Raw genomic sequence first — 18,305 nt, 5'->3', positions numbered from 1 at the left:
AACGGCTTGGTGACGTAGTCGTCGCCGCCGGCGGTGAGGCCGTTGATGCGGTCCTCGAGCGAGTCCTTCGCGGTGAGGAACAGCACGGCCGTCTGCTGGCCGTCCTGGCGCACGCGGGCCAGCACCTGCATGCCGTCGATGTCCGGCAGCATCATGTCGAGCACGATGGCGTCGGGTCGGAACTCCCGGGCGAGGGCGAGGGCCTTGCGGCCGTCGGACGCGGTCTTGACCTCCCAGCCCTCGTAGCGGAGGGCCATCTGAAGGAGGTCGGTGAGCGTCGGCTCGTCGTCCACGACGAGGACGCGGATGGGACTGCCGTCGGGGTGCTTCAGGCGGGGACGGCTCTGCGGTGCGGCCTCGGAGGCGGCGGGACGGGTCATGGACACCCCTCCAGGGAACTGCAGATTCCTATGAGTCGCATGAGGATGAAGCATGCGGATCTTGGGAACCGCCGATGGTCGAGACAAGCGGACGATGAGCGCGTTCATAGCCGGCACAGAGGCGTCCTGACAGGTCCCGCTCAGGGAGCCGAATAGCGTCGCGCCCATGTTCGGAACCTACCTGCGCCGGGAGCTGGCCAACCGCCGACGGCAGACGATCATCATCGCCATCGGCATGGCGCTCGCGATCGCCCTCGTGATCCTGGTCAACGCCGCAGCCGCTGGGGTCAAGGCGGCGCAGGGCACCGCGCTGCAGAACGTCTACGGCGTCGGGACCGACATCACGGTCACGAAGGCGGCGAGCGCCGCGGCCGCGAACGGCGGCAGGCAGAACTTCCAGTTCGGATCGGGCTCCGGCAGCAGCTCCGGTGGCACGCAGTCGATCAGCCGGAGCCGGCTGTCGACCGAGCCGGGGACGACGGTCTTCGCCGCGTCGGCGGTGACGAAGGCGGCGAACGCCACCGGCGTCAAGGCTGCCACCGGCGTGCTGAACCTCTCGAACACCACGTTCACCGGGCAGCTGCCGACGCAGGGCGCGCAGAGCGGCGGGTTCGGCCAGCGCGGCAGCAGCGCCACAGGCCCCACAGGCGGCCCCGACGGCGCGGGAGGCAGCTCGTTCGGTGTCGACCGCGTCACCGTGCTCGGCTACGACGTGAAGGGCGCGACCATCGGCCCGCTGACGGCTGCCACCCTCACATCAGGCCGCTCGTTGACCGCCACGGACGCGGGCAAGGACGTCGCCGTGCTCGATGCCGACTACGCGACCAGCGCGAGCAAGAAGGTCGGCAGCACCGTCTCGCTGGGTGGCAAGACCTTCACGGTCGTCGGGATCGTGACGTCGACGGCCGCCTCCGGCTCGTCCGCCTCGAACGCCTACGTCCCGCTCGACACGGCGCAGACCCTCGCCGGCGACGCGAGCAAGGTCTCGAGCGTCTACGTCGAGGCGACCAGTGCCTCGCAGATCGACACGGTGAAGGCGGAGCTGCAGAAGTCCCTCGGCTCGACCATGACGGTGAACACGCAGGCCGACCTCGCATCGACCGTGACCGGCTCGCTGTCGACCGCATCCTCGCTCGCCAACTCGCTCGGCCTGTGGCTGTCGGTGCTCGTGCTCGCGGCGGCCTTCCTCATCGCGGTGCTCTTCACCGTGTCCGGCGTCACCCGCCGCACCCGCGAGTTCGGCACGCTGAAGGCGATCGGCTGGAGCAACGGCCGCATCGTCGGGCAGGTCGCCGGCGAGTCCTTCGTGCAGGGGCTCATCGGCGGCGTGATCGGCATCGCGCTGGGTCTCGTCGCGATCCTCGTGGTCGACCTCATCCACCCGACGCTGACCGCCTCGGCCGCCGCAGCGGGCCGGGGGTTCGCATTCGGCGGCGGGGCGGGCGGTGCGGCTGGAGGTGGCGGCACCGGCGAAGGATTCGGCGCAGGCGGTGGCTTCGGCCAGGCCGCGGCGCGCACGGTCACCAGCGCGTCGGACATCGTGCTCACCCTGCCGATCACCCCCTCCGTGATCGTCATCGCCGTCGCGTTGGCGGTGCTCGGCGGCCTGATCGCCGGTGCCTTCGGCGGGTGGCGCGCCTCGCGCCTCCGCCCAGCAGAAGCCCTTCGCAGCGTCGCGTAGCGACGTGCGCCACCGCACCGACCGTCCAGCCGACCAGGAGATCCGAACCATGTACGAGCTCGAGCGCGTCTCGAAGACCTACCGCCAGGGCGGGCGCCCCGTTGCCGCCCTCGTCGACGTGGACCTGACCATCGGAGACGGCGAGTTCCTCGCAGTGCAGGGGCAGACGGGCGGGGGCAAGTCCACGCTGCTGCAGTTGCTGGGTGCGCTGGACAAGCCCACCTCCGGCACGATCCGGCTCGGCGGTGCCGACCTCGGCCGGATGGGTGCCTCCGAGCTGACCCGGGTCCGCGCGACGCAGATCGGCTTCGTGTTCCAGAGCTTCAACCTCATCCCGACCCTGACGGCGCAGGAGAACGTGGAGACGGCGCTCGCGCCGACCCATGTCGACAAGCGCGAGCGCCGGGACCGCGCGAAGGAGGCGCTCGAGTCCGTGGCGCTCGGCGACCGCGTCTCGCACCTGCCGAGCGAGCTGTCCGGCGGGCAGCAGCAGCGCGTCGCCATAGCCCGGGCGCTCGTCAAGCAGCCCCAGGTGCTGCTGGCCGACGAGCCGACCGGCGCCCTGGACGAGGACACCCGCGGCGAGATCGTCGGCCTGCTCGAGTCGGTGTGGAAGGACCGCGGGCTGACCCTGGTCGTCGTCACGCACGACTCCTGGGTCGCGCATCGCGCTGAGCGGCGCATCCACCTGAAGCAGGGGCGGGTGATGGAGAAGGCCGCCGCCAAGGTCTGATCCTGGTCGACGCCCGGCCGCGACTCTGCCTGCGGCGGACGTCCCGGGGCTCGACCGGCCGTTCCGTCCCCCTGTTTCCCTGAGTCCTTTTCCCAAGAGGTGACCCAGCCGTAACAGGGCGGAATCACTGGACCGATGGAATTGGGCTTCTGCACGATGCCCGATCGGAACGGACCGGAGGCACGATGACACTCCACGAGGACATCGCGGTGGTGAACCCATCAGCGAGCGCCGAGACGATGCGAGCGGTGCTGCTCGACCGGTTCGGCGATGCCGGCGGTCTGCGGCTGGGCGACGTGACCCGGCCGGTCCCCGTCGTCGGCGAGCTGCTCGTGCGCGTCGTGGCGGCGGGCATGAACCCCGTCGACATCACGACGAGGTCCGGAGCGGGCGAGGCGGCCGGGGTCTCCTCGTTCCCGGCCGTGCTCGGGCACGACTTCAGCGGCGTGGTGGTCAGCGCGCCGTACGAGGCGTTCCGGCTGCAGCCCGGCGACGAGGTCTACGGCGTGAGCGCGGCACCCAGGGCGACCGGGAGCTTCGCTGAGTACGTGACCGTCCCGGCGCAGCAGGTCGCACCGAAGCCGAAGGTGCTGTCGCACGCCGAGGCGGCGGCGGTGCCGCTCGCGGCGATCACCGCGTGGGGCGCCGTCGTCGAGCTGGCGAAAGCGCATGAGGGCCAGCGGATCCTGATCCACGCCGGTGCGGGCGGCGTGGGGCATTTCGCCGTGCAGTTCGCCGCCTACTTCGGTGCGCACGTGATCGCGACCGCGTCCGGCCGCAACACCGGTTGGCTGCGGGAGCTCGGCGCGAACGAGACGGTCGACCACACCACGACGCGGTTCGAGGACGTGGTGGCGGAGGTGGACACCGTAATCGACCTCGTCGGCGACCGGCAGGACCACACCGGCCCCAGATCGCTGGACGTCCTCCGCCCCGGCGGGCTGCTCGTGAACGTCCCGAGCGGCAGCTGGCCGACCCTGCTGGACGACGCGAGCCGGGCCGGCGTGCGTGCCACGACCTACCGCATGGTGCCGGACGCCGCCACGCTCGCCGTGATCGGCCGGCTGATCAACTCCGGCGACGTCCGGGTCGCCGTGCAGGAGGTGTTCCCCCTCGACCGCATCGCCGACGCCCAACGGCTCGTGGAGGCCGGCCACGTGCGCGGCAAGGTCGTGGTCCAGATCTCCGACTACTGAGGTCGACCGCAGGAGAGAACGACAGCAGCAGGACGGAATCGTCGATTCCGTCCTGCTGCTGTCGTGCAGTCCTGCGGGAGTGCTCCTACGCGAGCGCCGCCACGTCCAGGGGGATGCCCGGACCGAAGGTCGTCGAGATCGACGCCTTCTGGATGTAGCGACCCTTCGAGGCGGAGGGCTTGAGACGGTTGATCTCATCGACCGCGGCCTTGAAGTTCTCCGCCAGCGCCTCCTCCGTGAAGCCGGCCTTGCCGACGACGAAGTGGACGTTGGAGTGCTTGTCGGTGCGGAACTCGATGCGACCGCCCTTGATCTCGGAGACGGCCTTCGCTGCGTCCGGGGTCACGGTGCCGGTGCGCGGGTTCGGCATGAGGCCACGCGGGCCGAGGACTCGGCCGAGGCGGCCGACCTTGCCCATCATGTCCGGCGTCGCGACCGCGGCGTCGAAGTCCGTCCACCCGCCCGCGACGCGGGCGATCAGCTCGTCGCCGCCGACCTCGTCGGCACCCGCGGCGATCGCGGCCTCAGCGGCCGGACCGATCGCGAACACGATGACGCGCTGCGTCTTGCCGGTGCCGTGGGGCAGCGAGACCGTGCCACGCACGATCTGGTCCGCCTTGCGCACGTCGACGCCGAGCTTGAGGGCGACCTCGACCGTGGAGTCGAACTTCGCCGAGCCGGTCTCGCGGGCGATGGTCAGCGCCTCGTCCGCGAGGTAGAACTTGCCGTCTTCGATCCTGGCGGCCGCAGCGCGGTACGCCTTGCTCTTCTGTGCCATGAGTGTCCGCCTCCTCTACTCGACCGTGATGCCCATGGACCGTGCGGTGCCGGCGATGATCTTCGCGGCGGCATCGAGGTCGTTGGCGTTCAGGTCGGGCTGCTTGGTCTCCGCGATCTCGCGGACCTGGGCGCGGGTGAGGTGGCCCACCTTCGCGGACTGGGGCGTGGACGAGCCCTTCGCGACGCCGGCGGCCTTCTTGATCAGCTCAGCGGCGGGCGGGGTCTTCAGCACGAACGAGAACGTGCGGTCCTCGTAGACGGTGATCTCCACGGGGACGACGTTGCCGCGCTGCGACTCGGTCGCGGCGTTGTACGCCTTGCAGACCTCCATGATGTTGACGCCGTGCTGACCGAGCGCAGGCCCGATCGGCGGCGCCGGGTTGGCGGCGCCCGCCTTGATCTGGAGCTTGATCAGGCCGGTCACCTTCTTCTGGCGAGCCATGATTCCTTCTTCCTGTCGAGGACACGGGGATCCGTGTCCGCTCCCACGCGCACGCCGGATGCGTGCCGTGGTGGCCCGTGGTCGGAGAACGACTGCAGCAGCATCGAGGCGACCAGGGGGTGGGCCCGAAGGCCGACAGACCATCCTACCCGACCGGGTGACCGATGAGGGCGGGAGCCCTGCCCGCCCCGGATGCCGGGTCGGGACCCCAGCCGCTCGCGCGCGGCTGGGCGGACTGCCCACGACGTTTCGGATGCGCTCGCGCATCCGAAACCATCAGAGCTTGGTGACCTGGTCGAACGACAGCTCGACGGGCGTCTCGCGCTCGAAGAGGGAGACGAGCACCGTGAGCTTGCCGCTCTCCGGCTTGATCTCGCTGATCGTGCCGGGGAGACCCGCGAACGAGCCCTCCTTGATGGTGATCGTCTCGCCGACCTCGAAGTCGACCTCGGCGGGGATGGGCGTGCGGGCGGCGGCACCGCGCGCGCCCTTGGGGCCCATGCCCGCCTTCGCGGGCGCCTCGGCGACCTGCACCATGCCCTTCAGCATGTCGAACGCCTCCTGGAACCGCAGGGGCGTGGGGTTGTGCGAGTTGCCGACGAAGCCGGTCACGCCGGGCGTGTGCCGCACGACGGACCACGAGTCCTCGTTCAGGTCCATGCGGACGAGCACGTAGCCGGGGATCCGCACGCGGTTGACCAGCTTGCGCTGGCCGTTCTTGATCTCGACCACGTCCTCCATCGGGACCTGGACCTCGAAGACGCTGTCCTCCTGGCCGAGGGAGCCCTTGCGCTGCTCGATGTTCTGCTTCACGCGCTTCTCGAAGCCGGCGTAGGAGTGGATGACGTACCACTTGCCGGGCTTGGCGCGGAGCTCCTGGCGGAACGCGTCGTAGGGGTCCACCGGGGTCTCGTCCTCGTCGGCGGTGCCGCTCTCGTCGTCGGAGCCCTGGGCCTCGTCCGCCAGATCGGTGGAGATGCCCTCCGCCGCGCCCTCGGCGCCCGACGCGGTGGCCTCCTCGAACGCCTCGTCGACCTCGTCGTCGCTCGCGGCCTCGGCGGCGGCGTAGTCGGAGGGGTCGTGCACCTCGAGGGCCTCGTCGATGGCGGCGTCCGCCTCCGGGTCGGCCGCGAGCTCGATGGCGTCGATCTCCTCGTCCTCGTTCTCGGGGTCCTCGTCGACGACGACGAGCCCCTCGCCGGCGACGGCCTCCTCGAGCTCCTCCTGCGCGGAGGGCAGGTGGCTGTCGTCGGTGCCGAAGAGGCGCTCGTCCGCCTCCTCGGGCCCGGAGTCCTGCTCGAGCTCCGGCTCGAGGTCGAGGTCGTCGCGATGTGACTTGGCCACTGGAATGTCGATCCTTCTCGTCGAATGTGGTGCGGCACGGCCGCAGACCGGTCGCGCGCGGGTCGCGCGGGTCCGGCTAGGTCGATCGGGTCAGCTGGCTCCGCCGAAGAGGAACACGACGAGCGCACTGAGCCCGATGTCGAGGACGTAGACGATCGCCATCATGACGACGACGAAACCGAGCACGACCGCGGTGTAGGTGACGAGCTCACGTCGGGTGGGAGTGACCACCTTGCGAAGCTCCGCCACGACCTGGCGGAGGAAGAGCGCGATACGGGCGAAGGGCCCGCGGCGGGCCTGCCGCTCGAGCTTCGCGACAGCGACGACGTCCTCTCCGGGCGTGTCGAGCAGTCTGCGTGCCACGTGCGGTTCACCCTCTCTCGTTCTCGTCCTTCGCAGGGCGGACAGGACTCGAACCTGCAACCTGCGGTTTTGGAGACCGCTGCTCTACCAATTGAGCCACCGCCCTAGGGCGCCGGTCGACCGTCTCCCGGCGAGCATCCGAACGCCTGCGCGACCGGGCACGCCGAAGCGAGCGTTCGGCTCCGACTGACAGGCGAGTGTAGCGCAGGCGGGTCCGCAAGCCCGGTTCCGCGCCCTCCCCGACCCGACGGTCGCCACTTTCTGCGGCCATCGAGAGCGTCAGAACCGCAGAAAGTGGAAACGGTCGTGCGGACAGCGGCCTACAGCCCCACGCTGCCCTGCATGATGCCGCCGTCGACGACGACGGTGGTCGAGGTCATGTAGGAGGCCTTGCCGGATGCCAGGAACACGACCACGTCGGCGATGTCGGAGGGCTCAGCGACCCGGCGCAGCGGGATCGCGTGCGTGAGCTTGCCGAGGAGCTCCTTGTTGCTCGTCGTCTGCGCGTTGATGGGGGTGTCGACGGCGCCGGGGGCGATGTTCACCACGCGGATGCCGTACTCACCGAGCTCGACGCCTGCCGTGCGGGTGAGCATCCGCATGCCGCCCTTCGAGACGCAGTAGGCGATGTTCCCGGGCATGGGCCAGTCCTCGTGCACCGAGGAGATGTTGAGGATGAGGCCCGGCGTGCTCTGCGCGATGAACTGCTTCGCCGCCGCCTGGGACGCGAAGAAGGCGCTCTTCATGTTGATGGCCATGACCCTGTCGTAGTCGGCCTCGGTGCTGTCGAGCAGCGACTGCCTGGTCTCGATGCCGGCGTTGTTGACGAGCACGTCGAGCCGCCCGTAGGTGTCGATCGCCGTCTGCATCATGCGGTGCAGGTCGTCGGGCTTGGAGATGTCGGCCTCGACGCCGGTCGCCTCGCCGCCCGCCTCCTTGATCTCGTTCACCAGCTTCGCGGTGGCGTCCTCGTGGGCGACGTAGTCGATGACGACCTTGGCGCCCTCCGCTGCGGCGGCGCGGACGATGGCCGCGCCGATCCCGCTGTTGCCGCCGGTGACGACCATGACCTTGTCCGTGAGCAGCACGGGTCCTCCTCGTTCCTTCTGGATGCGTTCCGCATGGTGTCCTCGTTCGCTGAACGTGCACCCGGCACGGCCTGAGCCGGCGTGATGACCGGCGGTACGCTCGGGGCGTGCCCCGATCCACGCTCGCTCCGATCTCGCCGCGCATCGCCGGTATCGCCGAATCCGCCACGCTGAAGGTCGACGCGAAGGCGAAGGCCCTGAAGGCGGCCGGGCGTCCGATCGTCAGCTACGCGGCGGGCGAGCCCGACTTCGACACCCCCGCCCATGTCGTCGAAGCGGCCGCCGCAGCCACCAGGGACCCGCGCAACCACCACTACACGGCGGCAACCGGTCTGCCCGAGCTGCGGGAGGCGGTCGCCGAGAAGACGCGCCGCGACAGCGGCCTCGAGGTCTCGCCGTCGTCGGTGATCATCACGAACGGCGGCAAGCATGCCGTCTACCAGTCGATCATGACCCTCGTCGGCGAGGGCGACGAGGTGCTCATCCCCTCCCCGTACTGGGTGACCTACCCCGAGGTCGTGAAGCTCGCGGGGGGCACGCCGATCGGCGTCTTCGCCGGCGCGGACCAGGAGTACCGCGTCACCGTCGAGCAGCTCGAGGCGGCGCGCACCTCGCGGACGAAGGTGCTGCTCTTCGTCTCGCCGTCGAACCCCACCGGATCCGTCTACTCCCCCGAGGAGACGCGGGCGATCGGCGAGTGGGCGCTCGAGCACGGCCTCTGGGTCGTGACCGACGAGATCTACCAGAACCTCGTCTACGACGGCGTGCGCGCGGTGTCGATCGTCGAGGCCGTGCCGGAGCTCGCCGGCCAGACGGTGCTGGTGAACGGCGTGGCGAAGACCTACGCGATGACCGGGTGGCGCGTCGGCTGGATGGTCGGGCCCGCAGCGGTCATCAAGGGCGCAGGCGACCTGCAGTCGCACCTGTCCTCGAACGTGAACAACGTCGCCCAGCGGGCCGCCGTCGCAGCACTCACCGGGCCTCACGAGCCCATCGAGGCGATGCGGCAGGCGTTCGACCGCCGGCGCACGGCCATCGTCGAGGGCCTCAACAGGATCCCCGGCTTCCGCACACCGACGCCCCAGGGCGCCTTCTACGTGTATCCCGACGTCACCGGCCTGCTCGGACGGGAGTGGCGCGGGCGCACCCCCAGCACCACGCTCGAGCTCGCCGATCTGATCCTCGAGGAGTGCGAGGTGGCGGTGGTGCCCGGCGAGGCGTTCGGGCCGAGCGGCTACCTCCGCTTCAGCTACGCGCTCGGCGACGACGCACTGGCCGAGGGCGTCGACCGCCTCGCGCGCTTCTTCGGCTGATCGGGTGAACGCGGCGGGCGGCGTGCCGCTGCCGTGGGCGGACACCGTCGTGCACGTCGTGACGCCGCTGTTCGCGCTCGTCGACTGGTTCCTCGCGCCCGACCGCCTCCGCACCCCGCTGCGCCTCACATGGGTGCTGCTGCTCTACCCGGCGGTGTGGCTGACGGTCGTGCTCGTCCGGGGCGCGACGGACGGCTGGGTGCCGTACCCGTTCCTGGATCCGAAGAACGGGTACGCGTTCGTCGCCGGCATGTCGGCCCTCGTCGCGCTCGCGTTCGTGGCCGTCGGGCTCGTGCTGCGGCTCGCCGACCGGGTGCCCCCGCGGCGCGACCTCGCCGCCGCGCCCGCCTGACACGACTGCGGGCGGCATCCACCGACCGGTGGATGAGGAGTTCACCCGAAGGAGGGCTGTGAGCGGGCCCCGTCCCCGCCACGATGGACCCATGACGACGACGACCGGATCCCGCGAGCCCGTGGTGGCCGTACGGGACCTCACCAAGCGCTACGGCGACCGCACCGCCGTGGCCGGCGTCTCGTTCGACATCGAGTACGGCGAGACGTTCGCGCTGCTCGGCCCGAACGGGGCCGGCAAGTCCACGACCATCGAGATCCTCGAGGGCTACCGCCGGCGCACCGGGGGCGAGGCGCGCGTGCTCGGGGTCGACCCCGGGCGCGGAGGCGTCGACTGGAAGGCGCGGCTCGGCATCGTGCTGCAGTCGAGCGCCGAGGCCGGCTCCGTGCCGGTCCGCGAGCAGCTCGCCCACTTCGCCTCCTTCTATCCGCGTCCCCGGAACGTGGACGCGACGCTCGAGGCCGTCGGCCTCACGGAGGCGGCCCGCACCCGCGTACGAGCCCTCTCCGGGGGGCAGCGACGGCGCTTGGACGTGGCGCTCGGTATCGTCGGGCGACCGGAGCTGCTGTTCCTGGACGAGCCGACCACCGGCTTCGATCCCGAGGCGCGGCGCCGGTTCTGGGACCTCATCCGGTCCCTCAAGGCCGAGGGCACCACGATCCTGCTCACCACCCACTACCTCGACGAGGCCGCCGAGCTCTCCGACCGCGCGGCGGTCATCGTGGGTGGCCGGCTCGTCGACATCGGCCGGATCGACACGATCGGCTCCCCCGCCGACCGGATCCCCGTGGTCCGCTGGCAGGACGCCGACGGCCGGCACGAGGAACGCACGGAGCAGCCGGGGTGTCTCGTCGCCCGGATCGTGGCGGACGGCGGCGAACCGACCGGGCTGGAGGTCGTACGCCCGAGCCTCGAGGACGTCTATCTCGGCCTCATCGGCCAGCACACCCTGGAGGAGCAGCTCGCATGACCACCATCGAGACCGCCGCACCGGTCCCCGCCCGCCCGCGGCTCGGCCGCGTGCTCGCGCTCGGGGTCGAGCGCGCCCGCTACGAGGTGCGCTCCTACTTCCGCGCCGGGGACGCCGTGTTCTTCACCTTCCTGTTCCCCACCGTGATCTTTCTGATCTTCGCGGCCGCCTTCAGCGCCTCCGGCACGGTCGGCGGAGACCGGCACGGCCACGGCGGCATCAGCATCGCCGCCTACTACCTGCCCGGCCTGGTCGCCTCCGGCATCGTGCTCTCGGGCGTCCAGAACCTCGGCATCGACATCGCGGGCGAACGCAGCGACGGCACCCTGAAGCGGCTCGGCGGCTCGCCGCTGCCCGTCGGCAGCTACTTCCTCGGCAAGGTCGGCATGGTGCTCGTGACGGCGATCGCCCAGCTCGTGCTGCTGCTCGCCGTCGCCCACTTCGCGTTCGCCGTCGCCCTCCCGGGCACCCCGGCGCTCTGGGGTCGGTTCGCCTGGATCTTCCTGCTCTCCGTGCTCATGTCCGTCGTGCTCGGCATCGGCATCTCGGGCCTGCCCCGGTCCGGCCGATCGGCGAGCGCCGTGATCGTGCCGATCCTGCTCGTGCTGCAGTTCATCTCGGGTGTCTACTTCAACTTCGGCGACCTGCCCGACTGGCTCAAGTCGATCGCCGGGATCTTCCCGCTGAAGTGGGTGGCGCAGGGCATGCGGTCCGTCTTCCTGCCGGACAGCTTCGCCGCCGCGGAGCAGACGGGCACCTGGGACCTCGGCACGGCCGCGCTGATGATCGGCGGCTGGGCCGTCGTGGGACTCGTGATCGCGCTCGCGACCTTCCGCTGGGTGCGCAAGGACCGCTGAGATGACCGATCCCGACGTCGACGACAGGCCCCAGGAGACCGTGTGGTGGCACCTGGGTGTGCTCGTCGTCAGCGCGGTCACCGGCACGATCGTCACGCTGACCTTCCCGCCGCCCGCACCGCTCGTCGCCTGGTCGGCCCTCGCCGTCTTCGTCCTGGCGTGGTGGATCTTCGGGCGCCGCACGTTCGACGGCGCGCGGGGATGGCTCCCGTTCACCGTCCTGATCGTCGCGGTCGCCCTCGTCGGCGCCTCCGTCGATCCCGCGTTCGCGACGTGGCAGACCGTCGCGTTCCCGCTCGTCTGGTCGATCACGCCCGGCCTGCGGAGCGCGATCGCCGCGAACGTCGCGCTCGCTGCAGGCATGGGCGTCGGCTACGCGATCTCCTCGCGCAGCGTGCTCGAAGCCGTCGTCGTCCAGTCGCTGTCGCTCGCGTTCAGTCTCGTCATGGGGGTGTGGATCACCCGCATCGCGATGCTGAGCGAGCAGCGGCGCGCACTCGCCGAGCAGCTGCGGACGGCACAGGACGAGGTCGCGGCACTCAGCCGGGAGACCGGCGTCGCGGCCGAACGGGAGCGGCTGGCCCGCGAGCTGCACGACACCATCGCGCAGAGCCTCACGGGCATCGTGATGCTCGCCGAACGGTCCAGGCGCAGGCACCCCGACGACGTGGGCCTCGCCGTGCTGGAGGAGACCGCGCGGGAGGCCCTCACGGAGACGCGCGGACTCGTCGCCGCGGGCGCACCCGTGCCGCTCGAGGGCGGCCTGAGCGGTGCGATCGGGGTCCTCGCCGACCGCTTCGCCCGCGAGACCGGCGTCATGGTCGACGCATCCGTGCATGCCGACGTGCCGCGGGCGCTCGAGGTGGTGCTCCTCCGTTGCGCGCAGGAGGCGCTCGCGAACGTGCGCAAGCACGCCGGCGCCCGCCGGGTCGAGCTCACGGTCACCACGGTGGGCGGCGACGTCGTGCTGGCGGTCGTCGACGACGGGGTGGGGCTTCCTGCGGAGCAGCCCGGCCACGGCTTCGGCGTCGCGGGCATGCGGGACCGCGTCGCGCTCGTCGGCGGCGCGCTCGAGCTCGCGGACCGGCCCGACGGCGGCACCGGCCTCACCGTGCGCATCCCCGTCGGCACCGGGGTGGTGGCGCGGTGATCCGCGTGCTGGTCGCGGACGACCACCCGATCGTGCGGGCCGGGATCGTCGCGCTGCTGGACGAGGCCGACGACGTGGAGGTGGTCGACGCCGTCGCCGACGGAGAGGCGGCCGTCGCCGCCGCGCTCGCCGCCCGGCCCGACGTCGTGCTGATGGACCTGCGGATGCCGGGGCTCGACGGCACCGCGGCGACCGGGCGGATCACCGCCGCCCTGCCGGGCACGCGCGTGGTGGTGCTCACGACGTACGAGAGCGACGACGCGATCCTCGAGGCGATCACGGCCGGCGCCAGCGGCTACCTCCTGAAGGCGGCGCCGGAGGCCGAGATCCTCGCGGGTGTGCGGTCGGTCGCCGGGGGCGGCACGGTCATCGCGCCGGCCATCGCGGCGGCGCTCGCCCGCGGCATCCGCCAGCAGCAGGCGGCCCCACGCCTGAGCGACCGCGAGCGGGAGGTGCTCGGGCTGGTCGCGGAGGGGCTGAGCAACCCGGACATCGGCCGGCGGCTGCACGTCTCGGAGGCGACGGTGAAGACCCACCTGCTCCACGTGTTCGAGAAGCTCGGTGTGGGTGACCGCACCCGGGCGGTCACCCGCGCGATGGAGCTCGGGCTGCTGCGCTGACGGTCAGCGGTGCAGCACGCTGTCGACGGTGCGCTTCACGAAGCCCGCGGCCGGCCGCTGCTGCTCGCCCTGCTGAGCGGCGAGCACGACGAGCACGCCGGTGAGGAGCGGCAACGTCCACTGCAGCAGCTTCTGCTGGCGCTGCACGCCGGCGAGCTCCTTCGAGGTCGTCGCGCCCGGCTCCGTGACGCCCTCCGCGCCCTCGTTCGCGTGCTTCGCGATCCGCGTGCCGAGGAACGCCGAGTAGAGCGTCGCCGTGCCGGCCAGCGCGGTGAAGCCCAGCTTCACGATCGTGTTGCTGCGGGCCTCGCCCTGGACCGCGAGCCGGCCCGTGTTGCCGAGGATGAGCCCGACGCCACCGATGCCGTGCGTGACGATCGCGGCGAGCTCGACGGGGGCCCACCGACCCCAGCCGATCGACGACAGCCGCAGCCGCTCCGTCGGGTCCTGCGCCTTGGCGGCGGCTCCGTTGAGCCCGACGGCGCCCATGAGGGTGCCCCCGAACCAGGCGGCCAGGCCGAGGTCGTGCAGGCTTCGGACGAGGGTGTTGCGTTGCGACACGGATGGTCTCCTTCGGTTCGGGCCGTCGTCGATTCAGACCCTCCAGGGCAGCAGGCGCGCCTGGGAGGACCCGCTGGCGATGCCGGGCGCACGCCGTGCAGGAGCCGCGACACCGCCACGGGTTCCCAGGGCAGCGGCCGTCCTGGACCCGCGTTTCTTCCGGCGGAAGGCCTGCGCGACCGCATACTGATCCTCCGCCGAGAACGACGGCGTGCGCCCAGACCGGAGGTCGGAGATGATCGACGACGACGCGTTCGACGGTTTCGGCGCGATCATGTGCCGGGAGTGCGGCACCTCACTCGACCTCCGGTGGCGCCGCACCAGGGTGACCTTCGACTGCCGCGAATGCGGAACCTCGATCACGGTCGCCCGCCGAGCACCGCACCGCTCCTGGTTCCCCCGGCCCGCGGCCCGCGTCGAAACGGCGCCGACGACGATCCCGACGGGCGCACCGACCGCCTGAGACGGGAACGGCGGACGGGCTCAGCCCGTCCGCCGTATCACCGCATACGTCAGCGGAAGACGTCCTTGACGTTCTCCCCGGCCTGCTTGAGGCTCCCGGATGCCTGGTCCCCACGACCTTCGGCGACCTTCTCGTCGTCGCCGGTCGCGCGGCCGAAGGCTTCCTTGGCCTTGCCGCCGAGCTTCTCCGCTTCGTTCTGCACCTTGTCGTCCGCAGCCATACAGCTCCTTTCGTTCAGGAGTCCACAACGCTGGACCCCGAAGCTGGGGAACCGCCTGACGGCGACCCGATTCCCAGGATCACAGCACGGCGCCGACGATGTCCGGTTCGGGCTGCAGCAGCACCCCGAACTCGATCTGCACGAGGTTGCGGATGTAGCGGGCGAGCTGCAGCACCTCCTCCGCCGTCGCGCCCCCGCCGTTGACGACCGCGAGGGTGTGCTTCGTCGAGAGGTGTGCATGCGAGCCCGGCAGCCGGAACCCGCGGTGGACGCCGGCACGCTCGATCAGCCACGCTGCGGACAGCTTCACCCGCGGCTCCTGGTTCCGTACCGGTCGCGGCGGGAGCTCGGAACCGAGCGGCACGACGATGTCGGCCTCGTCGTCGGTCGTCGGCCAGCGCGGCGCGGACGAGGGCAGGGTCCGGGCGAAGGACTCGCTGACGATCGGGTTGGTGAAGAAGGAGCCGACGCTCACCGAATCGGGGTCATCGGGGTTCAGCACCATGCCCTTCCGGCCCCGCAGCTGCAGCACCGTGTCGCGCAGGGCGGCGCTCGGCACCCGGCTGCCGAGCGGCACGCCGAGGGCGTCGGCGAGTTGCGCGTAGGCGACCGGCGCGCTGAGCGCGGGGCGCCCCTCCCCCGGCCCGAAGAGCTGCAGCTCGATCGCCAGCACGACGCCCTCGCGCCCGTGCTTGAACACGGAGGTGCGGTAGCCGAGCTCGAGCGCGGACGCGGGCACACGGCTGACCACCCCGGTGGCACGGTCGAGGAATTCGACCGCCGTCAACGTGGCGGCGAGCTCCTGCCCGTAGGCGCCGATGTTCTGGATGGGCGCCGCGCCGCAGGATCCGGGCACGCCGGACAGCGCTTCGATGCCGGCCCACCCCCGCTCCACTGCGTATGCGCAGAGCTCGTCCCACGGCTCACCCGCTTCCGCACGCAGCCGGACCGCTTCGCGCTGCTGCGGCGGCCGGAGGGACCGGGACAGGGAGCGGAGGCGATCGGCGTCGCTCGCCGGCATCGAGGGCACCGTCGCCGTCCGAGCGAGCGGCAGGCGCGTGATGCCGCGGGTGGCGACGTGGAGCACCGTGCCGTCGAACCCGTCGTCGCCGAACACGACGTTCGATCCGCCGCCCAGCACGAACAGGGGCTCGTCCTCGTCCCACGCGGCGCGGGCTGTGGCGACGACCTCGTCGCGGGTCGTGGCCGTGACGATCTCGCGGGCGGGGCCACCGACGCGCAAGGTGGTGAGATCCGCGAGCCGCGTGGTGCCCGGCGCGGTGGCCACGGCGGCTAGCCGATCCCGACGACGACCTGGGCGCGGCCGAGCACGACGGCGCCGTCGACGGCGACCGTGAGGTCGACGCGCAGCGTGCCGGCCGCCTCGTCGACCGCGCCGACCTTGGCCGTGACGTCGAGCACGACGCCGCCCGCGGGGGGCACAGGCACGGGCTTCGTGAAGCGCACCCCGTACTGCTTGACGGCCGCGGCGCCGAAGCGTTCGACGACCGGTTGCACGGCGACGCCCATCGTCAGCATCCCGTGGGCGAGCACGCCGGGCAGGCCCACGGACTGCGCCACGTCGTCCCGGTAGTGGATGGGGTTGAAGTCGCCCGACGCGCCCGCATAGCGCACGAGCGTCTCGCGGTCGATGGGGAAGGAGCCGGCGGCGACGACCTCACCGACCGTCCATGCCGCGTCGGTCATGCATCACCCCGGACGACGAGCGTGGAGACGGCCGTGACGACGTGCTCCCCCGCTTCGTCGCGGATCTCGGACTCGGCGGTGATCATCGCGTTGCCGCCGAGGGACTTCACGCTCGTGATCGTCATCCGCGCCGTGAGGGCGTCTCCGGCGACGATCGGGCGGGAGCTGACGAAGCGCTGCTCGCCGTGCACGACGTGGGAGAGCTCGATGCCGGCACGATCGTCGGCGAGCAGCTGGACCAGCGTGCGCTCCTGAACGACGACGGCGAACGTCGGGGGTGCGACGACGTCGGCGAAGCCGGCTGCCCGGGCTGCGGCCGGGTCGAGGCTCACCGGATCCGTCGACCCGACCGCCCGGGCGAACTCGCGCACCTTCTCGCGCCCCACCAGATACGGCTCGGTGTCGGGATACGTGGTCCCGAGGACGTCGGCGGGCGAGGGCATGCAGGGATCGTACCGGCGGGCGGTTCCCGCGAGCCGACGGTCAGGGCCCGCTCACGCGCGTCGCGCAGACTGGCCGCATGGCTGTCACCACCACGCTTCCCACCCGCATCCTCGGCTCCCGGCAGGTCGGCTCCGTCGGACTCGGCGGCATGCCGCTCTCCATCGACGGACGACCCGACGAGGCCCGGGCGATCGCGACCATCCATCGGGCGCTCGACGCGGGCGTGACCCTCATCGACACCGCCGACGCCTACTGCCTGGACGAGACGGACTTCGGGCACAACGAGCAGCTGATCGCTCGCGCCCTCGCCACCTACGAAGGCGAGGCCGGCGACGTGCTCGTCGCCACCAAGGGCGGTCACACCCGGCCGGGCGGTGCCTGGGACGTGGACGGGCGGCCCGAGTACCTCATCAGGGCGGCGGAGTCGTCGCGTGAGCGGCTCGAGGTGGAGTCGATCGGGCTCTACCAGTTCCATCGCCCCGACCCGAAGGTCTCGTACGCGGACTCGATCGGTGCCCTGAAGCACCTGCTCGACACCGGCGTCATCGCCATGGCGGGTATCTCCAACGCGGACCCGGACCAGATCCAGCAGGCGAACGAGATCCTCGGCGGCCGGCTCGCGTCGGTGCAGAACCAGTTCTCGCCGGCGTTCCGCTCCTCGCTCCGGGAGCTGGAGCTCTGCGGCGAGCTCGGCATCGCGTTCCTGCCGTGGAGCCCGCTCGGAGGCATCGGCAAGGCCGGCGATCTCGGCTCGGCGCATGCCGCCTTCCAGGAGGTCGCCGACGCCCACGGGGTGAGCCCGCAGCAGGTGTGCCTCGCCTGGGAGCTCGCCCTCGCACCGGTCGTGATCCCGATCCCCGGCGCCTCCCGGCCGGAGAGCATCGAGGACTCGGTGCACGCGGCGACGCTCGCCCTGTCCGACGACGAGGTGCAGCGCCTCTCGCAGGCCTGATCCTCCAAGACAGGAGAAGCCCGGTCCCTCGGGGGCCGGGCTTCTCGACGTCTCGGGCCGGAAACGGCGGAACGCCCCGCGATCGGGAGTCGCGGGGCGTTCCGGTGACCGGATCCGGTCAGCGACTCACTGGCAGCTGTCGCACTGCAGCAGATCCATCGGGTCGACCGGAACCGCGTAGCCGTCGATGCTCTCGGTGTCGAAGTTCATGGCGATCCTCCCGTGGTGAACCAGTTGCGTGAACCGGTGGTGATGAAGTAGTGCATCCCCCGCTCTCGCGGTGGTTCAACCACTATATACCGGGGCGACCTCCCGAGTCACGCCCTACATGTTGTGTTCGGCGTGTCGCGGGGGACTTTCCCGGAACGACGCGGATCGGGCCCTTGCGGCACGGCGTGTCGCCCTCTGGAGGCAGTGTTGCGCCCTCCACCGACAGCCCCGCGGGGCGGCGAGAGGGCCGCCGGCGGACGTGGCGCGAGACGACGTGGGGGACGACGTGGGAGGTCCATCCGTCGGGCGACGACGCGGGCCCGGACGTCCTGGGGCGGCGGGAGCGGGATGCTACGCTCGATGCTGCTTCGGGCCCGGATGGGCTCGTCAGCGCCCCGATAGCTCAGTGGTAGAGCATCTCCATGGTAAGGAGAAGGTCAAGAGTTCAATCCTCTTTCGGGGCTCGGACTCCTGTCGCC

The 18,305-nt window shown here is 71.4% G+C and carries 22 protein-coding genes and 2 tRNA genes; 12 read left to right on the top strand and 12 right to left on the bottom strand.

The window, feature by feature from the left end:
• On the bottom strand, positions 1 to 380 hold a 380-nt coding region (locus JWQ92_RS10450; protein WP_297344396.1), incomplete at its 3' end, for a response regulator.
• A 166-nt stretch (positions 381 to 546) separates the two neighbouring features.
• Here JWQ92_RS10450 and JWQ92_RS10445 point away from each other — a divergent pair.
• From JWQ92_RS10445 to JWQ92_RS10435, 3 genes are all read left to right on the top strand, one after another.
• Complete coding sequence (locus JWQ92_RS10445) at positions 547 to 2,061, top strand: ABC transporter permease (protein WP_297344395.1); 1,515 nt, start codon at positions 547 to 549, stop codon at positions 2,059 to 2,061.
• Between the two features lie 49 nt (positions 2,062 to 2,110).
• Complete coding sequence (locus JWQ92_RS10440; protein WP_297344397.1) at positions 2,111 to 2,794, top strand: ABC transporter ATP-binding protein; 684 nt, start codon at positions 2,111 to 2,113, stop codon at positions 2,792 to 2,794.
• Between the two features lie 185 nt (positions 2,795 to 2,979).
• A complete protein-coding gene (locus JWQ92_RS10435; RefSeq protein WP_297344394.1) occupies positions 2,980 to 3,990 on the top strand; it encodes an NADP-dependent oxidoreductase in 1,011 nt (336 codons plus the stop codon).
• Positions 3,991 to 4,075: 85 nt separating this feature from the next.
• On the opposite strand, the gene rplA is transcribed toward JWQ92_RS10435, so the two are convergent.
• The 6 genes from rplA to JWQ92_RS10405 all read right to left on the bottom strand — a co-directional run bounded on the left by rplA (position 4,076) and on the right by JWQ92_RS10405 (position 8,007).
• Positions 4,076 to 4,768: a 50S ribosomal protein L1 gene (rplA, locus tag JWQ92_RS10430; RefSeq protein WP_297344393.1), complete on the bottom strand. Its 693-nt coding sequence runs from the start codon at positions 4,766 to 4,768 to the stop codon at positions 4,076 to 4,078.
• 15 nt (positions 4,769 to 4,783) lie between these two features.
• Positions 4,784 to 5,212 (bottom strand): 50S ribosomal protein L11, encoded by a 429-nt coding sequence (gene rplK / locus JWQ92_RS10425; protein ID WP_297344392.1) that lies wholly within the window; start codon positions 5,210 to 5,212, stop codon positions 4,784 to 4,786.
• 276 nt (positions 5,213 to 5,488) lie between these two features.
• Positions 5,489 to 6,556: a transcription termination/antitermination protein NusG gene (gene nusG / locus JWQ92_RS10420; protein WP_297344391.1), complete on the bottom strand. Its 1,068-nt coding sequence runs from the start codon at positions 6,554 to 6,556 to the stop codon at positions 5,489 to 5,491.
• A gap of 90 nt (positions 6,557 to 6,646) precedes the next feature.
• The gene (gene secE / locus JWQ92_RS10415) at positions 6,647 to 6,919 is read right to left on the bottom strand and encodes a preprotein translocase subunit SecE (RefSeq protein WP_297344390.1); all 273 of its coding nucleotides are present in this window, start codon (positions 6,917 to 6,919) and stop codon (positions 6,647 to 6,649) included.
• Positions 6,920 to 6,952: 33 nt separating this feature from the next.
• Positions 6,953 to 7,025: transfer RNA gene (locus JWQ92_RS10410), tRNA-Trp, on the bottom strand.
• A gap of 214 nt (positions 7,026 to 7,239) precedes the next feature.
• On the bottom strand, positions 7,240 to 8,007 hold the full coding sequence (locus JWQ92_RS10405) for a glucose 1-dehydrogenase (protein WP_297344389.1): 768 nt from the start codon (positions 8,005 to 8,007) through the stop codon (positions 7,240 to 7,242).
• A 107-nt stretch (positions 8,008 to 8,114) separates the two neighbouring features.
• Between JWQ92_RS10405 and JWQ92_RS10400 the strand changes: the two genes are divergently transcribed.
• From JWQ92_RS10400 to JWQ92_RS10375, 6 genes are all read left to right on the top strand, one after another.
• The gene (locus tag JWQ92_RS10400; RefSeq protein ID WP_297344388.1) at positions 8,115 to 9,320 is read left to right on the top strand and encodes a pyridoxal phosphate-dependent aminotransferase; all 1,206 of its coding nucleotides are present in this window, start codon (positions 8,115 to 8,117) and stop codon (positions 9,318 to 9,320) included.
• Positions 9,321 to 9,324: 4 nt separating this feature from the next.
• The gene (locus tag JWQ92_RS10395) at positions 9,325 to 9,672 is read left to right on the top strand and encodes a Pr6Pr family membrane protein (protein ID WP_297344387.1); all 348 of its coding nucleotides are present in this window, start codon (positions 9,325 to 9,327) and stop codon (positions 9,670 to 9,672) included.
• 91 nt (positions 9,673 to 9,763) lie between these two features.
• Complete coding sequence (locus JWQ92_RS10390) at positions 9,764 to 10,642, top strand: ABC transporter ATP-binding protein (protein WP_297344386.1); 879 nt, start codon at positions 9,764 to 9,766, stop codon at positions 10,640 to 10,642.
• Complete coding sequence (locus tag JWQ92_RS10385) at positions 10,639 to 11,499, top strand: ABC transporter permease (protein WP_297344385.1); 861 nt, start codon at positions 10,639 to 10,641, stop codon at positions 11,497 to 11,499. Before JWQ92_RS10390 ends, JWQ92_RS10385 begins: the two co-directional genes overlap by 4 nt.
• A 1-nt stretch (position 11,500) precedes the next feature.
• Positions 11,501 to 12,649: a sensor histidine kinase gene (locus JWQ92_RS10380; protein WP_297344384.1), complete on the top strand. Its 1,149-nt coding sequence runs from the start codon at positions 11,501 to 11,503 to the stop codon at positions 12,647 to 12,649.
• Positions 12,646 to 13,269 carry a response regulator transcription factor gene (locus JWQ92_RS10375; protein WP_297344383.1) on the top strand — a complete coding sequence of 208 codons (624 nt, stop codon included), beginning with the start codon at positions 12,646 to 12,648 and terminating at the stop codon, positions 13,267 to 13,269. The genes JWQ92_RS10380 and JWQ92_RS10375 overlap by 4 nt, the downstream gene beginning before the upstream one ends.
• 3 nt (positions 13,270 to 13,272) lie before the next feature.
• Here the strand turns inward: JWQ92_RS10375 and JWQ92_RS10370 are convergent, their stop codons facing one another.
• Entirely contained in the window at positions 13,273 to 13,830 is a 558-nt protein-coding gene (locus JWQ92_RS10370) for a hypothetical protein (RefSeq protein ID WP_297344382.1), read from the bottom strand.
• A 235-nt stretch (positions 13,831 to 14,065) separates the two neighbouring features.
• Here JWQ92_RS10370 and JWQ92_RS10365 point away from each other — a divergent pair, with 235 nt between their 5' ends.
• Positions 14,066 to 14,293 (top strand): hypothetical protein, encoded by a 228-nt coding sequence (locus JWQ92_RS10365; protein ID WP_297344381.1) that lies wholly within the window; start codon positions 14,066 to 14,068, stop codon positions 14,291 to 14,293.
• Positions 14,294 to 14,342: 49 nt separating this feature from the next.
• Here JWQ92_RS10365 and JWQ92_RS10360 read toward each other — a convergent pair whose 3' ends face one another.
• The 4 genes from JWQ92_RS10360 to JWQ92_RS10345 all read right to left on the bottom strand — a co-directional run bounded on the left by JWQ92_RS10360 (position 14,343) and on the right by JWQ92_RS10345 (position 16,663).
• A complete protein-coding gene (locus tag JWQ92_RS10360; RefSeq protein ID WP_297344380.1) occupies positions 14,343 to 14,513 on the bottom strand; it encodes a CsbD family protein in 171 nt (56 codons plus the stop codon).
• A 79-nt stretch (positions 14,514 to 14,592) separates the two neighbouring features.
• Positions 14,593 to 15,801: a UDP-N-acetylmuramate dehydrogenase gene (locus JWQ92_RS10355; RefSeq protein WP_297344379.1), complete on the bottom strand. Its 1,209-nt coding sequence runs from the start codon at positions 15,799 to 15,801 to the stop codon at positions 14,593 to 14,595.
• Between the two features lie 5 nt (positions 15,802 to 15,806).
• A complete protein-coding gene (locus JWQ92_RS10350; protein WP_297344378.1) occupies positions 15,807 to 16,220 on the bottom strand; it encodes a MaoC/PaaZ C-terminal domain-containing protein in 414 nt (137 codons plus the stop codon).
• Positions 16,217 to 16,663, bottom strand: a complete 447-nt coding sequence (locus JWQ92_RS10345; protein WP_297344377.1) for a MaoC family dehydratase N-terminal domain-containing protein — start codon at positions 16,661 to 16,663, stop codon at positions 16,217 to 16,219. The genes JWQ92_RS10350 and JWQ92_RS10345 overlap by 4 nt, the downstream gene beginning before the upstream one ends.
• 77 nt (positions 16,664 to 16,740) lie before the next feature.
• Here JWQ92_RS10345 and JWQ92_RS10340 point away from each other — a divergent pair, with 77 nt between their 5' ends.
• Positions 16,741 to 17,616, top strand: a complete 876-nt coding sequence (locus tag JWQ92_RS10340) for an aldo/keto reductase (RefSeq protein ID WP_297344376.1) — start codon at positions 16,741 to 16,743, stop codon at positions 17,614 to 17,616.
• A 602-nt stretch (positions 17,617 to 18,218) separates the two neighbouring features.
• Positions 18,219 to 18,290 (top strand) — tRNA-Thr (locus tag JWQ92_RS10335).
• The last annotated feature ends 15 nt before the right edge of the window (positions 18,291 to 18,305 follow it).

Origin of the sequence: Amnibacterium sp. (assembly GCF_025463795.1) — a bacterium.
GTDB lineage: Bacteria > Actinomycetota > Actinomycetes > Actinomycetales > Microbacteriaceae > Amnibacterium.
Note: the sequence above shows the minus strand (reverse complement) of the source record. Positions and strands in the feature narration are given on the sequence as shown.